The 23,433-nt window shown below is 66.1% G+C and carries 15 protein-coding genes and 1 pseudogene; 10 read left to right on the top strand and 6 right to left on the bottom strand.

The window, feature by feature from the left end:
• Window positions 1–43 precede the first annotated feature (43 nt).
• Both aqpZ and RAH32_RS14380 read right to left on the bottom strand, forming a co-directional pair.
• Window positions 44–782 (bottom strand): annotated as a pseudogene (aqpZ, locus tag RAH32_RS14385) (aquaporin Z).
• 65 nt (window positions 783–847) lie between these two features.
• Window positions 848–2,407 carry an amidase gene (locus tag RAH32_RS14380; RefSeq protein WP_306608635.1) on the bottom strand — a complete coding sequence of 520 codons (1,560 nt, stop codon included), beginning with the start codon at window positions 2,405–2,407 and terminating at the stop codon, window positions 848–850.
• Window positions 2,408–2,640: 233 nt separating this feature from the next.
• Between RAH32_RS14380 and RAH32_RS14375 the strand changes: the two genes are divergently transcribed.
• Window positions 2,641–3,972, top strand: a complete 1,332-nt coding sequence (locus tag RAH32_RS14375) for a tetratricopeptide repeat protein (RefSeq protein WP_306608634.1) — start codon at window positions 2,641–2,643, stop codon at window positions 3,970–3,972.
• A gap of 236 nt (window positions 3,973–4,208) precedes the next feature.
• Entirely contained in the window at window positions 4,209–4,520 is a 312-nt protein-coding gene (locus tag RAH32_RS14370; RefSeq protein ID WP_306608633.1) for an NAD(P)/FAD-dependent oxidoreductase, read from the top strand.
• 118 nt (window positions 4,521–4,638) lie between these two features.
• On the opposite strand, the gene RAH32_RS14365 is transcribed toward RAH32_RS14370, so the two are convergent.
• The 3 genes from RAH32_RS14365 to RAH32_RS14355 all read right to left on the bottom strand — a co-directional run bounded on the left by RAH32_RS14365 (window position 4,639) and on the right by RAH32_RS14355 (window position 8,210).
• Window positions 4,639–5,277 carry a CDP-alcohol phosphatidyltransferase family protein gene (locus RAH32_RS14365; RefSeq protein ID WP_306608632.1) on the bottom strand — a complete coding sequence of 213 codons (639 nt, stop codon included), beginning with the start codon at window positions 5,275–5,277 and terminating at the stop codon, window positions 4,639–4,641.
• Window positions 5,274–7,409: a dihydrolipoyl dehydrogenase family protein gene (locus RAH32_RS14360; RefSeq protein ID WP_306608631.1), complete on the bottom strand. Its 2,136-nt coding sequence runs from the start codon at window positions 7,407–7,409 to the stop codon at window positions 5,274–5,276. Before RAH32_RS14360 ends, RAH32_RS14365 begins: the two co-directional genes overlap by 4 nt.
• A 102-nt stretch (window positions 7,410–7,511) precedes the next feature.
• A complete protein-coding gene (locus tag RAH32_RS14355) occupies window positions 7,512–8,210 on the bottom strand; it encodes a haloacid dehalogenase type II (RefSeq protein WP_306608630.1) in 699 nt (232 codons plus the stop codon).
• 149 nt (window positions 8,211–8,359) lie between these two features.
• Between RAH32_RS14355 and RAH32_RS14350 the strand changes: the two genes are divergently transcribed.
• Both RAH32_RS14350 and RAH32_RS14345 read left to right on the top strand, forming a co-directional pair.
• A complete protein-coding gene (locus tag RAH32_RS14350) occupies window positions 8,360–8,617 on the top strand; it encodes a type II toxin-antitoxin system ParD family antitoxin (protein ID WP_306608629.1) in 258 nt (85 codons plus the stop codon).
• Window positions 8,614–8,949, top strand: coding sequence for a type II toxin-antitoxin system RelE/ParE family toxin (locus RAH32_RS14345; protein ID WP_306608628.1), 336 nt, complete (start codon window positions 8,614–8,616; stop codon window positions 8,947–8,949). The genes RAH32_RS14350 and RAH32_RS14345 overlap by 4 nt, the downstream gene beginning before the upstream one ends.
• A gap of 281 nt (window positions 8,950–9,230) precedes the next feature.
• On the opposite strand, the gene RAH32_RS14340 is transcribed toward RAH32_RS14345, so the two are convergent.
• Entirely contained in the window at window positions 9,231–10,391 is a 1,161-nt protein-coding gene (locus tag RAH32_RS14340) for an alpha/beta hydrolase (RefSeq protein WP_306608627.1), read from the bottom strand.
• Window positions 10,392–11,042: 651 nt separating this feature from the next.
• Here RAH32_RS14340 and RAH32_RS14335 point away from each other — a divergent pair.
• The 6 genes from RAH32_RS14335 to RAH32_RS14310 all read left to right on the top strand — a co-directional run bounded on the left by RAH32_RS14335 (window position 11,043) and on the right by RAH32_RS14310 (window position 23,337).
• Complete coding sequence (locus tag RAH32_RS14335) at window positions 11,043–11,996, top strand: phosphatidylglycerol lysyltransferase domain-containing protein (protein WP_306608626.1); 954 nt, start codon at window positions 11,043–11,045, stop codon at window positions 11,994–11,996.
• An 81-nt stretch (window positions 11,997–12,077) separates the two neighbouring features.
• Window positions 12,078–12,953, top strand: a complete 876-nt coding sequence (locus tag RAH32_RS14330) for an alpha/beta hydrolase (RefSeq protein ID WP_306608625.1) — start codon at window positions 12,078–12,080, stop codon at window positions 12,951–12,953.
• 346 nt (window positions 12,954–13,299) lie between these two features.
• A complete protein-coding gene (locus tag RAH32_RS14325) occupies window positions 13,300–15,003 on the top strand; it encodes a transposase (RefSeq protein WP_306608624.1) in 1,704 nt (567 codons plus the stop codon).
• A 12-nt stretch (window positions 15,004–15,015) separates the two neighbouring features.
• Window positions 15,016–16,731 carry a type I secretion system permease/ATPase gene (locus RAH32_RS14320; RefSeq protein ID WP_306608623.1) on the top strand — a complete coding sequence of 572 codons (1,716 nt, stop codon included), beginning with the start codon at window positions 15,016–15,018 and terminating at the stop codon, window positions 16,729–16,731.
• Window positions 16,728–18,053 carry an HlyD family type I secretion periplasmic adaptor subunit gene (locus RAH32_RS14315; protein ID WP_306608622.1) on the top strand — a complete coding sequence of 442 codons (1,326 nt, stop codon included), beginning with the start codon at window positions 16,728–16,730 and terminating at the stop codon, window positions 18,051–18,053. Before RAH32_RS14320 ends, RAH32_RS14315 begins: the two co-directional genes overlap by 4 nt.
• A 130-nt stretch (window positions 18,054–18,183) precedes the next feature.
• Entirely contained in the window at window positions 18,184–23,337 is a 5,154-nt protein-coding gene (locus tag RAH32_RS14310) for a CapA family protein (RefSeq protein WP_306608621.1), read from the top strand.
• The last annotated feature ends 96 nt before the right edge of the window (window positions 23,338–23,433 follow it).

Raw genomic sequence — 23,433 nt, 5'->3', positions numbered from 1 at the left:
ACCTGTCCCGCGGCTGGGCGTCCCGTTCCGGTGAGGCCGGGCCTCACTCCGCCGGCTGGCGCGGCGTGGCGGCCCGCGGCCCCACGGTGTCCAGGTGCCGGTCCGACAGCAGCGCGTTCCAGATCGCCGCGCCCGCCGCCGCCCCCAGGAGCGGCGCCACCCAGAACATCCATAGCTGCCCCACCGCCCCGGTCGACGCGAAAAAGGCCACGGCCGTGGATCGCTCGCGGCGTCACCGAGGTGTTGGTGACCGGAATGGAGATGAGGTGGATGAGCGTGAGCCCGAGGCCAATCGCGATCGGGGCGAAGCCCAGGGGCGCGCGCGCCGAGGTTGCGCCCAGGATGATGATCAGGAAGGCTGCGGTCAGCACGACCTCGACCAGAAACGCCGAGACCAGGCCGTAGGACCCCGGCGACAGTGTGCCATAGCCGTTGGAGGCGAAGCCGCCCGGCGTCCAGCCGGGGGCCCCCGAGGCGATCACGTAGAGCACGATGGCGCCGACGAGTCCCCCGGTCACCTGCGCGGCCCAGTAGCCCGGCAGGTCCGACCAGGAGATGCGGCCCGCCACTGCGAGGCCCAAGGTGACGGCAGGGTTGAAGTGCCCGCCGGAGATCTGGCCCACCGCATAGGCCATGGTCATCACGGTCAGCCCGAAGGCCAGCGAGACTCCTACGAAGCCGATCCCCAGGTCGGGGAAGCCCGCGGCAAGCACGGCGCTGCCGCAACCGCCGAAGACCAACCAGAAGGTGCCGAAGAACTCGGCCGAGAATTTGTGGAGCATGTCGAACCTCACCAGAGATGGTTGATCTGTTCCCGGCGCGCGGCGCGCGCGCCGGACGAATGCGGTCAGGCGATCGGCGGACGCCTGTCGGCCCATGGCTGGATCGCCTCGAAGCCGGCGGCGGCTTGCAGGACCAGGGCGTCGGCATGTCTCGGGCCGACGATCTGGAGGCCGACCGGCACGCCGTCTGCCGTGAAGCCGCAGGGCACGCTTGCTGCGGGATGGCCCGTCAGGTTGAAGGTCGGCGTAAAGGGCATGCGGGCGAAGGTTGGAAGGCGGGTTCCGATGTAGGAGGCGTCCACCCCATCGATCATCGGCACGTCCTGCCCGGTGGCCCAGGCCGGAACGGCGCAGACCGGCGACAGAAGCAGGTCGTGGTCGGCGAAGAAGGCCTGCGCCAACTGGAACATCTTGTCCTTGGTCTCGACCGCCTGGGCAAGCTCGACGCCGGAGATCTGCGCGCCCTCCTCCATCATCAGGCGGAGGCTTTCGTCCAGCCAGGCCTCGTGCCCGTCGAACAGCGCGCGCTTGCCCGCCGCGGTCGTGTACCACAGCGCCTCGAATGCCCGCAGGGGATTCGGCCAGGAGGGATTGACCTCCTCGACCCGGCAGCCGAGTTCGGCAAACCGTTGCGCCGCCGCTCCCACGAGTTGCCGAACTTCCGGGTCGATGGCCTTGACCCAGCCATAGTCGAACGTGACGCCGACGCGCTTGCCCTTCAGGGCGGACTCCCAGGCCGCGACGGCCGCGACATAGTCCTCGGGCGGCGTGGGAATGGACAGGTAATCGGCGTCGAGAGGCCCGGCCCAGACATTCAGCAGCAGCGCGGCATCGGCCACGGTTCGCGTCATCGGGCCGTCATGACCGGTCCCGATCGCGGCCCCGAGAGCTCCGCGGTGCCCGATCCGGCCCACCGACGGCTTCAGCCCGAAGACCCCGCACCGATCGGCCGGGATGCGGATGGAGCCGCCGCCGTCGGTGCCGTGGTGCAACGGCCCCAGTCCCGCCGCACAGGCCGCGCCGGCACCGCCGCTCGATCCGCCGGTGTTGCAGCCCAGCTTCCACGGATTTTGGCAGGGCGGCCCCAGCAGGTTCTCGGTGACGTCGATGTGCGCGAGTGCCGGGAGGTTCGACTTGGCGAAGACGATCCCGCCCGCCGCCCGCGTGTTGGCCACGAGTTCGACATCCTGCATGGCAGGACTGCCGCCGGTGATGAGGCTCCCGTTGGTCGTGGGCATCCCCTTGACGTTGTGCGAATCCTTGATGCTGACCGGGATCCCGTGCAGCGGCCCGAGGCTGTCGCCCCGCATCACCGCGGCCTCGGCTTCCCGGGCCGCCGCGCGGGCCCCGTCGGGATCGACATGAAGGAAGGACCGCAGGATCGGATTGATCCGCTCGGTCCGCGCGAGCACGGCGTCCATCAACTCCACTGGCGAAAGGGACTTGGCGCGGATCATTTCGGCCAATGCCGTCGCGGACGTGAAGCACAGGTCCTCGCCGGAAGGCGCGGAGGGCGATGTCGCCGCCATTGCCGTCGTGGGAAGAACGGCGAGAGCCGCCAGGGCGGCGGCTCCGCCCATCACGTCCCGGCGCGTCCAGAAAGACGTTTCATCGTGCCTGTCCATCAGGATGTCTCCTCGGCTGATGGAGGCATTCTGCCAAGGATGCCGGAGCAAGACCTTACGGAACCCTTACGGTCGGCGGCCGAGTTATTGCCGATAGATTCGAAATGGATTGTTGAGCCATTCCGCCTGACCACCTAAGTTCCTTTCAAGAGCCTGCCCGAGACGTCGATGGGCATCGGAATTGCACGCCCTTCCAGCGCGTCCCACAGGGTTGGCCCTCGGAGGGACTCGACATGGCCGCACGTGGTTTGGCCCGCGAAGGGAAGGGCTCGGTCGAAGAGGGCGACGGCCCTCCGCCGTTTGGAACGGTTGCCGTGTTCGGGGACTTCACCCTGACGAACGGCCTTCTTCGCCACAAGGGCGGGGTCGTGCGCCTGCCGCCCAAGGAAACCCGGATGCTCGCCTGCCTCGTCGAGGCCTCGGGCGCCATCGTGCCCGTGCATCTGCTCCTTGATCGCGTGTGGGGCGACGAGCCCGTCGGGCCGGAAAGCCTGACCCGCTGCATGTCCATGCTGCGCGCCCAGTTGGCCCGCCTCACGCCCGAGCCCGTGATCGAGACGTTCCACCGCCGCGGCTATCGCCTCGTCCTGCCCGTGAAGCATTACGCGGTAGAGCCTACCGGCGTCCTTCAGCCGATCCGGCAAACCCCGTTCCGGCAGGCCGAGGAGCTGTTGCTCCAAGCCCAGCAGCTGATTGGGCGGCGCAGCCGGATCGAGGTCTCAATGGCGAGGGAGCGGCTGGGCAAGGCCATTGAGGTGGATCCCAACTACCTTCCGGCCCTGACCGCGATGGCGGACCTGCACGTCACCTGCGCGATGCGCCGCTACGAGCTGCCACGGCACGCGGGGGCGCGCGCCGCGGCGGTTGCGTCCGATACCCTCGAGCGCTTCCCGGAGGCCGCCGGCGCGAAGGCGGTCCTGGGCTTCGTGCGAACGGTCGTCGAGGGGGAGGTCAACGGGGTCGCGCTTCTCAACGAGGCCGTCCAGCACGAGCCCGAAGGCTGGATCATCCGGTTCTATCGGGGCTGGGCGCTGGGCGGCCTCGGGCGCTTCGACGAGGCCGTGGCCGACATGGAGGAGGGCCTGCGCCTGAGCCCGATGAACCCCGGCCTGGTCGGAGGAGCCTTCGGGCACGTGCTCTTCTGCGCCCGCCGCACGCAGGAGGCCCTGACCCTCCTCCGCGAGGCGACACCGATCCTGCCGCTGACGACGACCGTCCACGCCGTCTTCACCGAGGTGGCAAGTTGGCTGGGCCTCCATGAGGAGGCCTTGGCACATGGCCGGGCCACCGAGGAGCTGTCGGAGGGTGCCTCGAGCCTATCGGTCGTCCTCGCCGATGCGTTGGCGCGCGCGGGGCGCCCCGATGAGGCCCGTGCGACGCTCGATCGCCTGGCCAAACAAGGGGATCTCGGCCCTGTCCCATCGTTCGTTGCCGCTGTGCAACTCGCCTTGGGCCACCGCGACATGGCCCGGGCGGCATTGGCCCAGGCTGACGAGGAGGGTTGCACCTACCGCCACCTCGCCCGATGGGACCCACGTCTGTCGGGCCCGGACCGCCTGCGCTAGACCCAGCCGGGGATTGGCTGAGCTTTCCAGGCGTCGGGCGCTTTCCTCTTCAGCATAGCGCCAACAAAAAAGACACTCCCCCAATAGAGACAGTACGCCTTGGCGCGGGCGGGCGTGGCGGTCCTGACGAGGGCGACCATAACGTAGGTAACGGGCAGGGCGGTGGCTCTGGCGGACGGGCAGCACGTTCCAAGTGACCTGACCATCGGCATCGCCGGATCCCGGCACATGACCGGGTGCGCCATGATCTGCCTGTCGATCCAGACGGTTTCCTGCGCGTCGGACCAAGCCTCCAGGTCGACGGGCATCCGTTCCTGTTAGCGGTCGGTGACTGCGCCGCCATGACGGATGCGCCACGTCCGAAGGCCGGGGTCTTTGCCGTCCGGCAGGCGCCTGTTCTTGCGCGCAATCTGATCGCGCTGCATCGGGGACAGCCGCTTGCCCGTTATCTGCCGCAGAAGAACTATCTCAAGATCATCTCATTGGGGGACACGATGGCACTGGCGGAATGGCAAGGCGTCACATTGCAGGCCTGCTGTGGCACCTGAAGGACCGGAAAGGCTGGACAGCCCGTGCTTGTCACTCCACTCCAGCAGGAGGTGTCGGACAGGGTTTCTATGACGGTTACTTCTAACTTGTCGAAAACAAAAAGGGCGGGAAACCCCGTTATCTGTTTCCTGGTTGCGAGGCGTTGTCGAGGTCGGAGAAGGCGATCCAGCCCATGCGCCAGCGAAGCACGGTGGTAAGCGCGCAGGCCGCGGCAAAGGCCCAGGCCAGCGTTGGAAACCACGCCGGAACCAGGCACATCAGCAGGAAGACGACCAGGGTTTCAAAGCCTTCTGTCAGGCCGCCCAGGTAATAGATGCCCTTTTGCGGAAAGGCCCGCGCCGTCTGCCCGCGCTTGGCAGCGATCGACGCGAAGGCAAGGAAGGACGACCCGGTGCCCACGAAAGCCGCGATCAGGACGGCGGCCGATAGGGCATTCGCCCCCGGGTCATGCAGCGCGAAGCCGACCGGGATCAGCGCGTAGAAGACGAAATCCAGCGAGATGTCCAGGAACGCCCCCCGGTCGGTCGGTCGGGTCAGCCGCGCGATCTCTCCGTCCAGACCGTCCAGGAGGCGGTTCAGTCCAATCAGCGCCAGGGCCGCCCAGAAATGGCCAAGGGCCAAGGCAGGAACGGCCAGAAGGCCCGCAGCAAAGCCCGCGATGCTGACCGCGTCGGCGCGGATGCCCCGGCCGGCCAGGATGCGCGCCACGGGCCGCAGGGCGGCGCGCTGCAGGGGCAGGATGCGGGCGTCAATCATCCGCGCCTCCAGCCGTGGAAACGTTCCAGCAGGGAAAGGACGCGAGGGTTCATGTGGGCGCGGCGCCATGCGCCGGAGGTGGATTTGGCAGCTTCTGACCAGGTCGGATAGATGTGGATCGTGGAGAGGATCTTCCCAAGGCCAAGCCCGTGGCGCATCGCCAGCACGAATTCCGCGATGGTGTCGCCTGCGTGATGCCCCACCACGGTCACCCCCAGGATGCGGTCGCGCCCCGGAGGCGTCAGCACCTTGACGAAGCCCCGCGTCGCACCGTCTGTGACCGCCCGGTCCAGGCCTGCCAGATCCAGGCGCGTCACCTCGACGGCAATGCCCTGCTGGCGCGCTTCGGCTTCCGACAGGCCGACGCGGGCCACCTCGGGGTCCGTGAAGATCGCCCAGGGGACGATCCGGTCGCTGGCCTTCATGCGTGCAAGACCGCCGAACAGCGCGTTCACGCTGGCAAACCAGGCCTGGTCCGCGGCGAAATGGGTGAACTGGAACGGCCCGGCCACGTCCCCGGCCGCAAGGATGTTCGGAAAGCGGGTTTCCAGGAAGTCGTTGACCTCGATGGTGCAGCCGGTGGCGATGCCCAGGTCTTCAAGGCCGAAGCCTTGCAGGCGGGCGCTGCGGCCCACCGCCACGATGATCTGGTCAAAGGCGATGCGCGTGGTGGTGTCGTCACCGGCGACGTCGATCCAGCGGTCGCCGTCCTGGCCGCAGGCCAGGGCGCGGTGGCCGGTCAGCACGGTGACGCCGTCGTCCCGCAAGGCCGCGGCGACCAGGTCGGACACCTCGGAGTCCTCGCGCTGCAACAAACGGGGGGCGGCCTCGATCTGGGTGACGGTCGATCCAAGCCGCGCGAAGGCTTGGGCCAGTTCGCAGCCGACGGGGCCGCCGCCCAGCACGACAAGGCGGCGCGGGGCCTCGTCCCGGTCGGCCAGCCGCGTCCACAGGGTTTCGGAGGTCAGCGGATCGACCAGATCCAGACCGGGCAGCGGTGGCAATGTCGGACGCGCGCCCGTCGCCACGATCACCGCGCGCGTGGTCAGGCGCCGTGTCGCGCCCTGCGGGTCCGTCACCTGCACCGTCCAGGGATCTACCAGCCGGGCATGGCCGCGCAGCACCTCGACCCCAAGGCCGGTATAGCGTTCGACGCTGTCATGGGGCGCGACGCGCGCGATGGCCTCATGGACCCGCGCCATCACCGCGCGAAAGGGCACCGCCGGCGGGGTATCGCGCAGGCCCCAGCGGGCGGCGTTGCGCATCTGCCAGGCCACCGTCGCGCTGCGAATGAGCGTCTTCGAGGGGACGCAACCGGTGTTCAGGCAGTCGCCGCCCATCTCGCCCGCCTCGACCAGGGTGACGCGGGCTTTGGCCGCCGCCGCGACATAGGCCGCGACAAGCCCGGCCGAGCCTGCGCCGATCACCACAAGATTGCGGTCGAACCGCGCGGGCCGGGTCCATCCGCGATAGACCCTGCGTCGCCGGGCCGCGCCCAGGACCGCCCGTGCGACCCAGGGAAAAGCCGCCAATGCCGCAAGCGAGATCACGATGGGCGCGCCCACGATTTCCGACAGGTCGTCCACTTGGCCAAGCTGCGTCCCCGCATTTGCATAGACCGCCGTTCCGGGCAGCATCCCCAGCTGGCTGACCCAGTAGAAGGTCTGCACCCGGATCGCGGTCAGGCCCATCAGCAGGTTCACCGCGAAGAAGGGCACGACGGGGATCAGGCGCAGGGAAAACAGGTAATACGCGCCGTCCTGGTCCAGTTCGGCCTGGATCGTGCGGACTCTCGCGCCCAGCTTCACGCGCACCCAGTCCCGCAGCATGTAGCGTGCTGCCAGCAGGGCCAGCGTCGCCCCGATGGCCGACGCGAAGGACGCCATCAGCAGCCCCTGCCAGAAGCCGAATAGGGCACCCCCCAGCAGCGTCAGCAGCGTGGCAATCGGAAGCGACAGGGCCGTCACCGCCACATAGCTGACGAAGAACAGCAGCATGGTGGTAAGGGGATGCGTGTCGATGCCTGCCTGCAAAACGGCCACTGTCCGTGGTCCCAGGTCCCGGCCGGACAGCAGCCAGGCCGACAGGATGACCAGGACGGCCAGAAGCGCGAACAGCAGGGGCTTCTTCAACGGGCTTCCTTTGCGGGCAGGATGGTCAGCCGTTCGGGTCATTATGCCGACGGCGCGTTCGATGGTACAGGAAACCCGCGGGCTTGGCACGGCTGTCCGCGGTCACGCCCTTTGGCTGCCGCCCCATTGATCAATGATCTGCCCGGCCAGTTCCGTCAGGGTCGCGGCCACCAGGTCGGGCTGCGGGACCGCCTCGTGGGGCAGGGGGGCGTTGACACCGTGCGTGACCAGGGCGCCGCGTCCGCCTAGGGCCTGCAAGCCCATCGTATCCCAGACATGGCAGGCCACCAGGCACATCGCGGAAGGCGCCACCCCCAGGCTGTCGGCAACATGATGATAGGTCGCGGGCGCAGGCTTGAAGACCCCGGTCGGCGCCACGCTGAACTGCCTCTCGAAATAACCGCCCAGCCCCGCCCGGTCCAGGGCCGAGGGTCCGGCGGAGGAGAGGGGAGAGTTCGTCAGCGTGACCATTCGGAACCCGCCATCGCGCAGCATCCCAAGTGCGGCTGCGGCATTGGGATGGGCGGGCAGGGACCTCATGTGCTGACCAAGGGCCGCGATGTCCTGGTCCGTCACCTCGCGCCCTCGGATCGCGGCCGTCATGCGCAGGACAGACCCGGCAAGACTGGCAAAGTCCCCCCGCAACCCGCTGAGCGTCATGGCCTGGGAATAAAGGATCAGTTGCGCGAACCATTGTCGCATCACCCCCGGGTCCCCGAACAGTCGGTCGAACAGTGGCTCGAGGTGGTTCAGGTCAAGAAGGGTCTCGTTCACGTCGAAGACCAGGATGGGGCGCGTCATGGGTCTGGTCGCTCCTTGGAGGGGGAAGGAAAACGGGGGCCGTGGCGTTTCGTGTAACAGAAGGCTTCGGGTGAGGGCGGGTCAAGCGTGCAAGGCGTTGATCGGTGCGATGCATTGGCATATATTGCCATCAAAGGAGAGCCTGAGACATGGTGACACGCAATGTCGTCCTGACCGAAACCCAGGACAAGCTGGTGCAGGCCCTGGTGGCCTCGGGGCGGTATCAGAACGCAAGCGAGGCGATGCGCGCGGGTCTGAGGCTGCTTGAGCAGGAGGAAGCGCAGCTTGCTGGGATCCGGCAGGGGCTTCTGGAAGGGCTGGCGCAGGCAAAAGCGGGCGATCTGGCGGAAGGCAGCGGCGAGGATGCGATCCGCCGGGCATTCCGGCGCGCCCGGACCCCCTTGTGACGCGATCCCTGCGGCTGACGCGTCGGGCCGAAGCAAGCCTTGTCGAGATCGCCAGATGGACAAGCCAGACCTTCGGGCGCGCCCAGGCCGACCTGTACGAGGCCGAGCTTCTGGACCGCTGCCGGGCTGTCCTGAACGCACAGGCCCACAGCAGAAGCTGCGCCGTTCTGGTGGATGACGCCGACGACCTGCGCTTTGTCCGGGCAGGAGAGCATTTTCTTGTCTATCTGGATCGCCCGGAGGAGGTCATCATCGTGGACATCCTGCATTCCCGCAGCGACCTGCCGCGCCATGTGGCGGCGCTGACAGCCCGAAAGAACGCCAAGGGCTGACCGGGCCGGGCCTCAGCGCCACATCACCGCGTGACGGGGCGCATGTCCTTCCGGCCTGGCCGTTGTCGCCGGCATTCCTTCACCGGCGCCGCGCAGCAGCGCCCCGCCTCGACTGAGGCCAGAAGCGCGGCGGCCTCGGGGTCGCGATGCACGGGCCCGAGACCGGTGGCAAGAAGCAGCCTAGCCGCCGCCTGCCGCACTGAACCAAGCTTCCGTCAGGGCCCGCCAACGCCTGGCCAGAGCGTCGATGCCCCTGGCGCGGCTTCATCGGGCCGATGCGGTCAGAGCAGAAAGTCGTCCTCGCTCAGCTGGTGGAGGCCTTCGATCCGTCCCTTGGCCTCGTAGTAGGCATCGCCATCGGTGTTGAGATAGATATAGGTATCGCCGTCATGGTATCGCAGCCGGATCTGGGCGCCGTCGGTGGTAAAGGCCTTCGTGCCTGCGACGCCCAGGAAATCGAACGCCTGATCGCCGCTTTGCCGGACGTTGGCATCTATGTCGCGAAAGTCGAACACGTCGCCGTCGACATAGTTCTTGATGACCGAACCGTGCCAGTCCGATGACGTTTCAAATCCGAAAACCTTGTTCGCGGGGGCCAGGATCGCCGCTGGGGCAGTGTCCGTGCGTCCATCGAAGGCTTGCTGGAATTCGGGTGCGTGGAGCATACCGCGTTCGGAATGCCCGACACCCTTGGCGACGACCAGTTCCCAGTTGAACTCCCACCCCTTTTCTTCGGCCAGTTCCTTGGCTTCGTTGTACACGAAATGGGCGCGTTCAAGGCGGTCGTCGCCCTGCCGCATGGCGGCTGATCCGCCCGACAGCTCCGGCGCGTTCGGATCGTTGTCCGCCGAACCTGCATAGATCGTTATCGGATCGGCAAGATAGTCCCTGAGATAGGCTTCCTGTTCGGTCGCCGTCAAGCTGCCGTCGAAACCGTAAGGCATGTCCTCTGTCAGGCTGGCGCGGACATGCGTGGACGGATTGGCGATGATCATCTTGTCGAAGATATCGGGACCGAACGCCGCGACACGGCTCATGAACTGACCGCCAGCGGAATGGCCAAAGGCGATGGTCTCGATACCGGGAAGGTTGCCTACCTTCGCATGTGCCCATTCAGCGATGTCATCGACAAGCGAGACGGTCCAGTCTTCCTTTGGCAGAAGCTTCCCGTCAGAGGAAAGCATCCCGCCCCTGTTGTAGTCCGAGGACGAGAAATCGTCTTCCTCGAACATCGGTGCCACCACATACAGCCCACGTTCGTTTGCGACCTTGATGGCGGTGTCGCGCGCCCCTTCGGCATTGCGTCCCGCGCCGTGAAAGTTCAGCAGAATCCCCTTGATCTCTCCCTCGGGGCGATAGGTGAAAGTCCTCAGGGTGGTGCCGCCGTAATTGACGGACAATTCCTGTTTGCCCAAGGGGGCGGCAGGCAAATTCAACGTCATGTCTGGATAGTCCCTCAAGTTTGTCGAGCAGGGATGTTTTGTCTTGTCCTGCCCATTGCGAATGAAGCCACGCCTTTTTTTGAAAGCGGGTCCATGTATTACACCATTGCCCGGACAACTCAACCTAAAGTTGTGTTACTCCGGCGTTTCAGGCTTGCTGCGGTATTTCCGGGTTTTCACAAGACCTTTTGTTTGCACGGGTGACGCCAAGGAAATGGCGGACCAATAATCACGCGCGTGACTCCGGCATTGCCGAAGCACTTGATATTGCAATCGGCCAACAGCGATTTTTCACGACTGTCTGCGCGGTCGCCTGAACGCTATTTACCATGAGCCCCATGATGACAACCCGCCGCCCTGCGGGCCGGCAGTTTGATGCCGACCCTGTCCCGCCAATCGGCAGGGATCCGACGATGCCGCCCCAGCCGGCCCGTGATGAAGCAAACGTGACCTTCGGTCGTGCATCCGGGGCGGCCCCGGGGGATCGAGGCCGGATCCGGCGTCCGTCAACGCCGACCGTCTGTCGCATGACCAAGTCCACACTGGACCCGGCCTTCCCGTGGTGACGACGGGACTATTTTTTGCTTGTGAACGTAATATGCTCGGCCATTATGCGTTTCGCGTGTCAGGATGTTGCCCAAGGGTAAGATCATGAAGGTTATGGATGTTCCCGCTGCGTGCCTTGGCCTTTCCATCATCCGGGCCGAGGACCACGACTGCTTTCAGGCGGCCATGGAACAGGCCGACATCAGATCTCATCACTACTATTTTCCGCGCCTGCTTTTCAGCGGTCAGAGAGAGCGGCGCCTTCTTCTGTTTGAACAGGTTTCGGGATCGGTTCTTCTCTATAGCCTGCATCAGAGGGAGTCGGGCCTTGGTCTGAACCTGTATGTGCCGCCCTTTCCGTTCCAGACCCAAGCGCTGCAATGGGCCCAGGACAGGATGCGCGACTTCAACCGGGGGCGCGGGGGCCAGATCGAATGGGTGCAGGAAAAAGACATCCCGCTGATCGAAGGCCATGGCTTTCTGGCCAGTCTGCGCGAACAGGAATTCATCTATGATCGCGCAGCAGTCGTCGCATTGCAGGGGTCGCAATTCGCCAGGGTCCGACGATACCTGGCGAGCCTGAAGAAATACGATGAGCTGGTGGTCCGCAGCTTTACCCCTGCCGACGAGGCAGGATGCATGGCGCTTTATCGGAAGTTCCGTACGCAGCTCAAGGAAAAGGGGATCGAACCGAAGGGCCTTGCTGCCATGGCCAACTGCCTCAAGGACGCGGTGCGGCTTCCGGCGTCCCGGATGCAAGGCGAAGTTTTTGAAGTGGACGGCACCGTTCGTGCCTATTCCTTCGGTGGCCCGATCAATTCGGTCTATGGCTGTGTTTTCCTGACCGTCGCGGATCATGACTTTCCGGGTCTGGCCTATGCGCTGCGCCACCAGATGATGAAGAACTTCCCGGACCTGAGCTATTTCAACGACTCAACGGACAACAACCGCCCTGGCCTGCGAGAGATGAAACAGCGGTTCCGACCGGTGGAAATGCACAGCATCTATAAGGCGCAGGAGGCGAGGAGGGGTTCCAAAGGCAGCTCCCTGCCCCTGTGACCGACGCCGCTGTCATCGCCGTATCGACCGCGGCCAGCGATTTCCGCCGAAACCATGATCGGCCAGCAAGGTGAACAGGACATGAGAATTTTGGCACCTGTCGTGATCGCGCTGCTGGGCATCCTGTTCTGCGGAACCGTGCCGTCGCAGGCAGCTTCGCCTGCCTTGGGGGAAGGACAGGCGACTGCCCGGATCGACGGCCAGAACATCAAGGTCTTCACCTATCGCCCCTCTGGTTGCGCGATGCCGTCCATTCTTCTGGTCTTCCATGGCAGCGGGCGCACGGCCGAGTCCTATCGCGACGCCGCGCGTCCGCTGGCTGACAAGGCGTGCCTGACGATCTATGCACCCCTTTTCGACAGGGACCGCTTTCCGAACTGGCGTTATCAAAGGGGCGGGGTCGTTCGCGAGGGAGAGGTCCAGCCGCAGGAAAGCTGGACCGTCGGGCTTGTGGACGACCTGATCGACTGGGCGCAGGAACAAGAGGGGCGTCCTGACGCGGATGCCTATCTGTTCGGTCATTCCGCAGGGGGGCAGTTCCTGTCGCGCGTGGCCGCCTATGATCCGCCATCCGAAGCCAGGCGCATCATCATCGCCAACCCTTCGACCTATGTCTGGCCCGATACAGAGGAAGACGCGCCTTACGGTTTCGACCGCCTCGACGACGGCGCAACCGAGGAAGAATTGCTTCGCGCCTATCTTGCGGCGCCTGTGACGGTGTTCCTGGGAACCACAGATACGGGCGACGAGGATCTTGTCACCAACGAACCCGCGCAACGCCAGGGCGCCAATCGACTGGAACGCGGCCTGCGCGTCTTCGAGACCGCCCGCCGTGTCGCGCAGGCCAGGGACTTGCCCTTCAACTGGCGCCTTGTGACGGCCGAGGGCATCGGCCACGCCGGCGGACAGATGATGCGATCGCCAGAGATGCTGAATGCGCTAAGGATTGGAAATTAAACGTGCGGCGGGACGGTAAGCTGCGGGGTCTTAAATTCGTGGTCAAAGGCTAATTCATCCAGAAGATGATTATTTTTATTTTACACAACTAATAATTAGAGAAGCTAAAACAGTTATGAACGTTCTTTATCACTCGAAGTGACACATCTTATTTATACTTGCTTTCTTTTCGGATAGCCCTGTTAATCTTGGTTAACGCTTGATGTGCGGCAGATTTCCGAATCTGCGCGATAGGACGACAGCCAGTCCATGAGGGGGGAAGGCCGTGTCTATTAACCAGTTAACGCATAATCGCATAAACAAGGCAAAGCGCGCTTTCAGCACGCGCCGCGTTCCGCCTGACGCCATGGCCACCCTGATCAGCGGCAATGTCCGCCCGGTCGCGGGCGACCTTGTCCTGGCCCGGGTGGATGTCCTTGGGAAACAAACCAAGCTGGAACTGACGGACGGCCGCCGCGCCCACATGTTTCCAGACGACGAGATCATCGTGAGCTATGGCAACCGGTATGCGCCGGACCAGTTCGAGGCGATCGTCGGCGACGATCTGGCGCCCTGCGACCTGGTCGCAGCAGGCGGCGTCGCGGGGGTGGAACTGTCGCGCCATGCGCGGATGCTGCCGCCAACCAGAATTACCCCGGTCGGCCTGATCGGCGATGCAATGGGAAGGCGCCTCAACCTGGCGCAGTTTCGCATCGACGCTTCGGACAGGACCCCGGACATGCCGGTGGTCCTGTCGCTGGGGACATCCATGAATGCCGGCAAGACGCTGACTTCGACCTCGCTCGTGCGGGGGTTCAAGCGTCTGGGGCTGCGGGTCGCGGCCCTTAAGATCACCGGCACTGGTGCCGGCGGGGATATGTGGATCGTGCGCGACGCCGGCGCGGATGTCGCGCTTGACTTTACCGACGCCGGATTCGCCAGCACCTACCTGACCCCCGTGGACGATATCGTGAAGGGCGCCTTCTGCCTGATAAACGCCGCCGCCCAGTCCGGCTGCCAGGTCGCGGTGATCGAAATCGCCGACGGTCTGCAACAGAAGGAAACCGCACAGCTTATCCGCAACGATGCCCTTTGCGCCCTGTCGCTGGGCTGCACCTTCGCGGCCTATGACGCGATGGGGGCAATCGGCGGATGTCACGAACTGGCCGAGGCGGGCCACACGGTCTTTGGCATCAGCGGTCGGCTGGGGCTGTCCCCGCTTGCCGTCAGGGAAGCCGAAGCAGCCACCGGCTTGCGCTTCTATTCGCCCTGGGATCTGCAAAACAGTGCGCTTGTGCCGCAGATCAGGCGCCGTGCGGTTCAGGTGTTTGCCGCCTCGCGGTTCCAGCGTCACTCGTTGCTGGCGCTGACGCGGGAGGCGATGTCGCATGACCCGATGGAGGCCGCAGATGGCACGGGCCGCGAGGATCAGGCGGCTTCCCAGCCACTTTCCGGGGCTTCCGCGCAGCAGGCCAGAGAGATCCTGGCCACGGTGGCCAAACACCTGATGAACCTTGAGGTGGCGACCCATTGCGGGATGCGCCCTGACGAAGCCCATGCCCCCTGCCGCACCAACCGCCGCAACGGCTTTCGGCGGCTGCGGTGGGCCAGCAACCTGGGAAACATCGAGCTTCGGGTCCCGCGGCTGCGGCACGGATACTATACCCCTTCGTTTCTGGGCGCCAAGATTGCGCCAGCCCAGGTCGAGGCTGTGCTGCACGCCGCCGATGCAGCCGCTTGCGAAGAGGCGCTTCAGGACGTTCTGACGTCGGTGGGCGGACCGGGTATCAATCGTGCCGATGCCGCGCCGATCGTTGCCAGCCTGATGACCCTGCTGGGAAAGCCGGCCCTGCCGGTCGTGGATGGGCAAGGGTCCGACCCGGCCCAGCCCATCAACGGCAGCGTCTTCCAGTCCCGCAATCTCTGGCCGGAAGACGAAGAGGCCAACCCCGACCAATCCGATGTGGAAGACGAGGAGGATCCGGGCTTCGCCGACGAGATTGCCAGAGAACCCTCGATCGCCGAGGCCACGGCCGGAGTCAATGTCCTGGCCATGGCCCCACCTCACTGAAGGCGGTCACAAGTGGCCAGACGACGCAAGGCTGGGGACGACACCGCGATCATGGCGGCGTGGCGGGCTTCGCGCGGGGGAATCGTCGCCCTTGTCCTGTTCACGGCCTTCATCAACCTTCTCAGGTTCGCGACGCCCCTTTATCTTCTTCAGGTGCTTGACCGCATCCCGGTCAGCCGCAGCATCGAAACGCTGGTGATGCTGACCGTCATGGTCCTGGCGGCAGTGGCGGCGGGCATGGCCCTGGATGTGGTTCGCCGTCGGATGCTGACCCGCTGGGGCACCTGGATCGAACGTCGGTTCGGGCCGCGCCTTGTCCGGCAGGAACTGTCAAGGCCGGGACCGCGCACTTCCCCGGATCTGAACACCGCGCTTGGCGACCTGGGCAGGGTCCGGTCCTTCGTGACGCGGGGGGCCGCATCCTGGCTGGACGTGGTCTGGACGCCGCTGTTCCTGCTGGGCACCTATCTGATCCATCCGGTCCTGGGTGCGGTGGCGGTTGCGGCCACGGCTCTTCTGGTCGTTCTGGCTATCCTGCAGGAATACACCACCCGCGAGGCCCGGCGCGTGCAGAACGACGCCTCGCGCGAGGCGGGCAGCCTGATGACGGATGCCGAGCGGAACCGGGAAAGCGTGGCCGGGCTGTCCATGTCGTCGGCCCTGACCGACAGGTGGCAGCGCAGCGCGGGCGGACGGCTGGCGGAACGCGAACGCATCGAGGCCCGCCAGAATTTCTTTCAGACGATGATCAGGGGCCTGGGGGAAATCCTGCGCATCGGCATGATCGCCTTTGGCCTGTGGCTGGCCGTCACAGGGGGCATGACGCTTGGCGGCATCTTTGCGGCGCGCGTCATGGCGGGCTTCGGCTATACGCTGGCCGAACGCGCTGCGCGCAACTGGCGGTCCCTGCGCGAAGCGCGCGTGGCCTATGTCAACCTCAAGCAGCGGCTGGCCGAGGAAAACGGGGCCGAGACGTCGGTCCTGCCCGATACGGAACAAGCGCCTCTCGTGCTGGACAAGGTATCCTTCCGGCATCAGGGACAGCGCGACGATGTGATCAAGCGTCTTTCTCTGACCCTGACCGCGGGGGAGGGCCTGCTTGTCACCGGCACGGCTGGCACCGGCAAGACCACCCTGTCGCGGCTTGTCGTGGGCCTGATCGAACCGCGCTACGGGCAGGTCAGGCTTGGCGACGTGGAAGTTTCCCGGATCCCGGCCGAACTCCGGTCGCGGCTGATAGGCTATCTTCCCCAGCACACCGAAATCTTCAGCGGCACGGTCCGCGAAAACATCGCGCGCATGGGCGATCTGCCGTTTGGCGAGGTCGTCGCGGCGGCGCGGCTGGCGGAAATTCACGACCGCATCGTGGCGCTGCCACAGGGCTATGATACCCCCATCGGTCCTGACCTGACGGGGCTGTCGGGAAGCGAGCGCAAGCGGATCGCGCTTGCGCGCGCCTTTGTCGGCAAGCCGCGCCTTATTGTGCTGGACGAGCCGATGGCCAACCTGGATGATTCCACAAGACGGGCCCTGGGGTCGGCGCTGAAACAGCTGAAGGCCGACGGTTGCACCATCATCGCGACCCAGGCGGTTCATTCGACACCGCTCAGCCGCCTCGCGGACAAGTTCCTGATCCTGGGAGGCAAGAGCATGGAGGTGACAGAGGCGCAGTCGGCCAAGAACGACACCGCGTCCGAGGACACCAGCGGCCTGAGGAGCGTGACATGACCGCGCCAGGCGAAGCATCCCCGGCAGACGCCGGTGTCGGCCCGCCGTTCGGCGTCGGCCTTACCCTGTGCGGCTTCGCAATCGTCGCCCTTTTCTGCGGCGCCTTCGCGGCCTGGTCCATGCTGGCCCCGATCGAGGGCGGGGTGGTGGCGCCGGGCGTTCTTGCGGTCGAAAGCAATGTGCGCACGGTCCAGCACCTTGAAGGGGGGATCGTGCAGGAAATCCTGGTCCAAGAGGGTGATACCGTGGAGGCCGGGGATATCCTGATCCGGCTTGGCAGCACGCACCCGACCGCCACCCTCAACGAGATGCAGGCGCAGTATTTCGAAGCCCGCGCCACCGAGGCGCGGCTGATCGCCGAACGCGACGGGCTGGACCGGATCGATTTTCCTGCCGAGCTTCGGGACAAGGTCGGGGACCAGGCCGTGCAGTCCGCGATGGCAGGCCAGGAAAGCATCTTCGCCAGCCGCCGCTCGCTTCTGCGCGACCGGCTTGACATCCTGGAACGCACGCAAAGCGCCCTGACCAACGAGGTCAAGGGGCTTGAAGGCCAGATCGGATCGGCCGAGCGGCAACTGGCCCTGATCGAGGAGGAACTGGCAACCGCCAGCAGCCTGCTGGACCGGGGGTTGACGGAGGCCCCGCGCGTGCTTGCGCTTCGCCGGACCCAGGCAGAGCTGGAGGGCACGATCAGCCAGCACCGGGCGGCGATCGGCGTTGCGCAGCAGCGGTCCGAGGAAGCCCTGCTGCGCATGGCGGAACTCAGGACCTCGATGGCCAACGAGGTCGAGGAACAGCTGCGCGAAATGCGGACGCGCGCCTATGAACTGGGCCAGCGGCTTGCGGCGGCGCAGGACGTCCTGGATCGCACGACGATCCGTTCGCCCATTGCGGGTACCGTGGTCGGGCTTGGTGTCCACACGGTCGGGGGTGTCATCGGGGCAGGGCAGCCGCTGCTGGACGTGGTGCCGCTGAACGACAAGCTGGTGGTTCAGGCGACCATCGACCCGCTGGACATCGACCAGGTCACCGAAGGGCTGCCGGCGACGATCTGGCTGTCCGCGCTGAACCGGCGCACGCAAACGGGGATCGAGGGACGGGTGCAGACGGTTTCGGCCGACCGCCTGACCGACCCCCGCACGGGCCTTCCCTACTATCTCGCGCGCGTCGAGATGGAGGCGGCGGCGGTGGAACGCTCTGCCGTGCCGTTGCAGGCGGGCATGAGCGCGGATGTCATGATCAAGACGGGCGCGCGCACGGTCTGGGACTACCTGTCCGCGCCGATTGTCCGCAGTCTCAGTTTCGCTTTGCGGGAGAGTTGATATGGATATTGCAGGCCCCACCTCGAATTCTGACGATCACGCCGCCTCGCGGGACAGAATCCCCGCCAGGCCGACCAGGTCCCGGATGCTGGCCGCCGGCAACACATATTCACGCAAGCCGGTGATCCGCATGGAAATCCGCCTGGACGCCGGCCACGCTGCGGGCCTGCCCCCCGAGTGGTGGCAGAAGGTGACGCAGGGCCTTCCGATCCTGCCGCCGGCTGTTCTGGATTTTCCCGACTGGCAGCTTGCCCGCGAGGCCCAGGCGCCCATTCCGATCGTCACCGCCATCGAACTTTTTGCGCTTCTGCTGCAACGGTCGATGGGCTGGCCCGTCACGTTCATGGCCAGTTCCCAGGCAGCAATCCGTTCAGACCAGCGTTCAGGCGCATCCCCCGCCCAGCCAACAGATGAGCGACTGGTGGCCGTGTTCGAGACAAGGCAGAAGGCTGCCGGGCTTCTGGCGGGCCGGCTCGCCCTCGATCTCTGCGACAGGCTGGTGCGGGCAGCCGAGGACACGATCGACGCCATCCTTGCCGAGGCATTCGACACCTTCCGGCGCCGGACAGCAGCAACGACGCCCCACCGGTTTGCGTTGTGGATGGCGTCCCGGGCCATGCGGCGGGGCATTCCGTGGACTGCCTTGCCCGGCCAGGCGTTTCTGCGGCTGGGCCGGGGGCGGCAGGCCGAATTGCTGCGGGGCCTCGACACCAGCCTTACCCCCTGCATCGCCGCGGGCTTTGCCAAGCGCAAGGAAATTGCCAGCGGCCTGCTCAGGGCGGCTGGTCTGCCCATTGCCGAGCAACGCTATGCCCGCAGCCTTGCGCGCGCCATCGCCGGGGCACACGAGATCGGGTTTCCGGTCGTCGTGAAGCCACGGGACGGCAATGGCGGGCAGGGGGTGTCGGTGGATCTCAAGACGGATGAGGAGGTCGCCCGCGCCTTCGAAGTGGCGGCCAGAATTTCCCCGGCCGTGGTGATCGAATCGATGATCAAGGGGCCGACCTTCCGCCTGACGGTGATCGGCGGACGCCTGTTCGGCGTCGTTGAACGGCACCCGCCGCGCGTCCGGGGCGACGGCAGCCGCACGGTTGCCGAACTGATCGCCGAGGAGAACAGGAACCCCGAGCGCCAGCCCATCTATATCGCCAGCATGAAGCCGATCATCCTGGACGAGGAGATGCTGGAACTGCTTGCAGAGCAGGGTCTTTCGCCCCAGGACGTGCCCGAAGCGGGTCGCTGGGTGCTGCTGCGCCGGGTGCCCAACCCGCCCTATGGCGACAAGACCGACGTCACCGATCTTGTCCATCCGACGGTCCGCGCCATGGCCGAACGCGTCGCCGCCGTCATGGGCATTCATGTTCTGGCGATCGACTTCGTCGCCACCGACATCAGCCGCCCCTATCAGGAAACCGGCGGCGCCATCTGCGAGGTCAACACCTTCCCCGACCTGGGCGTCCATCTCAAGGTCATAGGGGGGACGCCCCGGGACGCTGCCGATGCCGTGCTTGACCTGATCTATCCGCCCGGCAAGGGATGGGGATTCCCCGTGATCGCGGTTCTTCGGGACGAGGCGGACAGCGACGCGGAAGCCGCGCTGCGGGCCGAATGGGAAGGTCGCGGCTACAAGGTGGCGATCGCGTCGGCCTTGGCCGGGCCGGACGACAGGTCCGGTGCCAGCCCTCAGGCCGCCTTCGAGGAACGCCTGCGGGCCTTGGACCTTGATCCCGAAGCGGACCTTGGCATCGTCGTCCTGTCGCCGCGCCAGCTTCTCGATTGGGGCCTTGGCTACGAAGCGGTGGATCTTGCGGTCGTCCCGGCCGGAGAGGCGGGAAGCAACCTTGCGCGCCGCGCGCGCCGCATCCTGGAACGGGCGGCACGGAACCGGGTCCTGGCGCTTGATGACCCCGACCTTGCGCGAAGAAGCTACGAGGCCCTGGCCCTGGGCCGCAAGCTGCGCAGCCCCAAGGGCTTGATCGAGCCGGCCAAGGTCGTCCCGGCGAAAGGCCCCAAGGGGAAGGCGGCGGCACCCAAGGCACTGCCGAAGGCCGCCATCCAGCACCCGGTCAAGGCCGCCCCCTTGCAACCGCGCAGCGACGGAGACGTGAGGCGCGCGCGGAGCGGACGCCTGCGCGCCGAGGAGCCCCGGCTTTTCAAGGCGGGCAACATCCATGCGCGTCGCCCCGTGATCGAGCTTCCCATCATCGGCGGCGCAGAGATCGTGGTCCCGGCCACCCTTGCGCAGATGGTCAGCGCCATCCTTCCGCCGCTGTCGGGACGGGTCCCGGAATTTGGCGGCTGGCGGCGGGTCACGACTTCCACCGAACCGGTGCCGGTCGCCGCCCTTGTCGAGGTTCTGGCCGTCGCCGTGCAACGCTATGCCGGTTGGCCCGTGCGCTTTTGTTCCTGGCAACCCTCGCAAACGGGCGGCGGCCTGTCACCCGTGGGCCGGGTGCCATCCGCACCGCCCGCACAACCGGCCCGGGATCCGGGCCTTGCCGTGTTCGAGATCGCCACGCCAACAACCGGACGCATCGCGTCCAGGGTGGCGCTTGCGCTTGTCTCGGCGCTGCTTGACGGCGAGAGTCCTGACGAGCTTCAGGCGATGTTGTTGCAGCACATGCACCAGCTGCGGCAAGAGACGGTGCATGAAAGGCCCCATGTGGACGGGCTGGAGATCGCGCGCGAGGCGACCCTCCGGGGCATATCCTGGTCTGTGGTCGAAGGGTCGAACATCCTGAGGCTGGGCCTGGGCCGGTTTGCCCAACTGGTCGCGGGTTCCGAAACGTCCAGATCCCTGTCCATCGGCATCAAGCTGTCGGCCGCCAAGCATGTCACCGCCGGGATACTGGCCAATGCCGGGCTTCCAGTGCCGCGGCAAAGGGTCGTCCGATCCGAGGAAGAGGCACTTGATGCCGCCCGCGCCATCGGCTTTCCCCTGGTCGTCAAGCCGGCCGCAAGTCACAAGGGCCGGGCCGTGTCCGTGGATGTCGCGGACGAATCCGGCACCCTGCTTGCATTCAGGCGGACGCAGGCGATTTCACCCGAAGCGATCATTGAATCCTTCGTTCCAGGGCACGAATACCGCATTCTTGTCGTGGGCGGGCGGTTTGCCGCTGCCACGCACCGGCGGCCGGCGCAGGTGCGCGGAGACGGCGCCAGCACGATCCGCGCCCTGATCGAGCGAGAGAACGCGCGGCCCGAACGCGACCGGCGGCTGGCTGGCCGGGCGACATCGCTAGTGCCGATTGCCCTTGACGAGGAAGCCTTGGCGCTTCTGACCGAACAGGGCCTGACCCCGGACGCGGTACCCGAACCGGGCGCCATGGTGTTGCTGCGCCGTCAATCCAACCATGCCCTGGGGGGTGACACGGTGGACGCGACAGATGACGTGCATCCCTCGGTCCGCGCCATGGCGGAACGCGCCGCGACGGTTCTGGGGCTGGATGTCTGCGGCATCGACTTCATCACCACCGATATCGGCAAGCCCGCACAGGAAACCGGGGCTGCGATCTGCGAGGTCAACACCCGCCCCGGCCTCAAGCTGCATTACGGGGTTTCGGAAGGGAAGGCGCGCAATGTCGCGGGCAACGTGCTTGACATGCTGTTTCCCAAGGGCACTCCAAGCCGCTGCCCGGTGGTTGTCCTTGTCGGAACGGATGCCGAGACGGACAGGTTGCTGCAGTTGGCGGAAAAGGCGGCGGACAGGGCCGGGCGCATCCTGGGGGTCGTGACGGAACCGGGAAAGGCCGGCAACCTTGCCCCGGCGACGCGTCATCTCGGAGACGTGGCCGCAATCGGGTGGAACAAGGAAGTCGACGCGATCCTGGTCCGGGCGTCCGCCCGCGACGTGGCCGAGCGTGGCCTGGGGCTGGACCGGATCGACCTTGCGATCCTGAAGGCACCAGAGGGCGACGCGACCCTGGCTGCGGCGCGCACTGCACTGGCGCGGCTGTCCGGCAACCGCGTCCTTCGGCCAGACGACCCTGCGGCGCGCAAGCGGATGATGGCGGCACTGGGCCTGCCCAAGGCGGGCAAGGCCGGAAAGGCACGCGCTGAAACCCTGCCCGCACCCGCAGAAGCGGAAAGGCAGCCTGCACCCCGGCCTGCCGTTGCGGCCGACCCGGTCGCGCCTCCCCCACCCGGTGTCACGCCCCGGCGCAGTTCTGCAAATGCCACGGTCCTGATGGTCGGCGACATCGGCTTTGGCGAGCCTTACCTGCACCTGCCCAGGGCGGCAGGTCTGCTGCGCCTGCTTGATGAACAGGGCTACGGCTATTCGCTGGCAGGGCTGCAGGGATTGTTGTCATCGGCGGATCTGGTGATCGGCAACCTCGAGGTTCCGCTCTCCTCGCATCCCGACACTGCGTTGCGCGGCCGCAAGAAGAATCTCGGCTGGTCAAATCCCGACCGGACGGTGACGGCCCTCTCTCAGGCAGGAATCGGCGCGCTTTCGCTGGCGAACAACCACTCGCTCGATTGCGGTGCAAGTGGCCTTGCGGAAACGATCGCCCGCCTGAAAGAGGCCGGCATCGCCAGTTTCGGCGCGGGGCCGGACCTTGCGGCGGCCGACCAGCCGCTTATCCGACGCTTCACGGTGGGCGGGCAGGAACGAAGCCTGGTCGTGTTTGGCGGCTTCGAGCATCGCGACCGCTATGAGAGCCGCTTCCGGTGGTATGCGCGGCCACAGGCGCCCGGCGTCAGCCAGCCTTCCCCCGAACGCATCGCGACAAGCATCGCGGTCCTGCGCGATTGCCTGCCCGCGCCGATCTTCGTCGCCTATCCACATTGGGGCGAGCATTATGCCGACGTGAACAACGCACAGCGCGAACAGGCTGCGGGGCTGATCGAGGCTGGCGTCGATCTGATCGTCGGGCACGGCACGCATGCCGCCCAGGCCGTCGAGATGGTGGCCGGCCGACCGGTCGTCTTCGGTCTTGGCAATTTCATCTGGAATGCGCCGGGCCACTACAGCAAGTTCGGCGCCCGACCCTATAGCCTGGTCGCCGCAATCGTCTTCCACGGCAAGAAAGGCGGAAACGGAACATCGCTGCGGCTTTTCCCGATCATGACCGACAACACCCTGACGAATTTCCAAAGCCGTCCGGTGACGGAGAAAGAACTGGCGGACGCGCTTGCCGTCATGGGGCAGGGCGTCGGGACGCAGTTCGTCAGGCAGTCGGCGAAAACAGGATCATATCTGGAAATCAGGCTTGATGATCCAGTCCGATCCGGCGCCTCCGACAGGACGAAGGGAAAGGTACCCGCATTACAGGAAGGATAGCCCCGGCGCGATCCGGTCGCGCACCTGGGCTTGGACATGGCAAGCACCCGTGGGAATGCGGCGCCGCCAACCTGCCAGACGTCGAACCCGAGGGCA

Origin of the sequence: Paracoccus yibinensis, assembly GCF_030846195.1 — a bacterium.
In the GTDB taxonomy this organism is placed as follows: domain Bacteria; phylum Pseudomonadota; class Alphaproteobacteria; order Rhodobacterales; family Rhodobacteraceae; genus Paracoccus; species Paracoccus yibinensis.
This window is presented reverse-complemented; position numbering and strand designations above follow the sequence as displayed.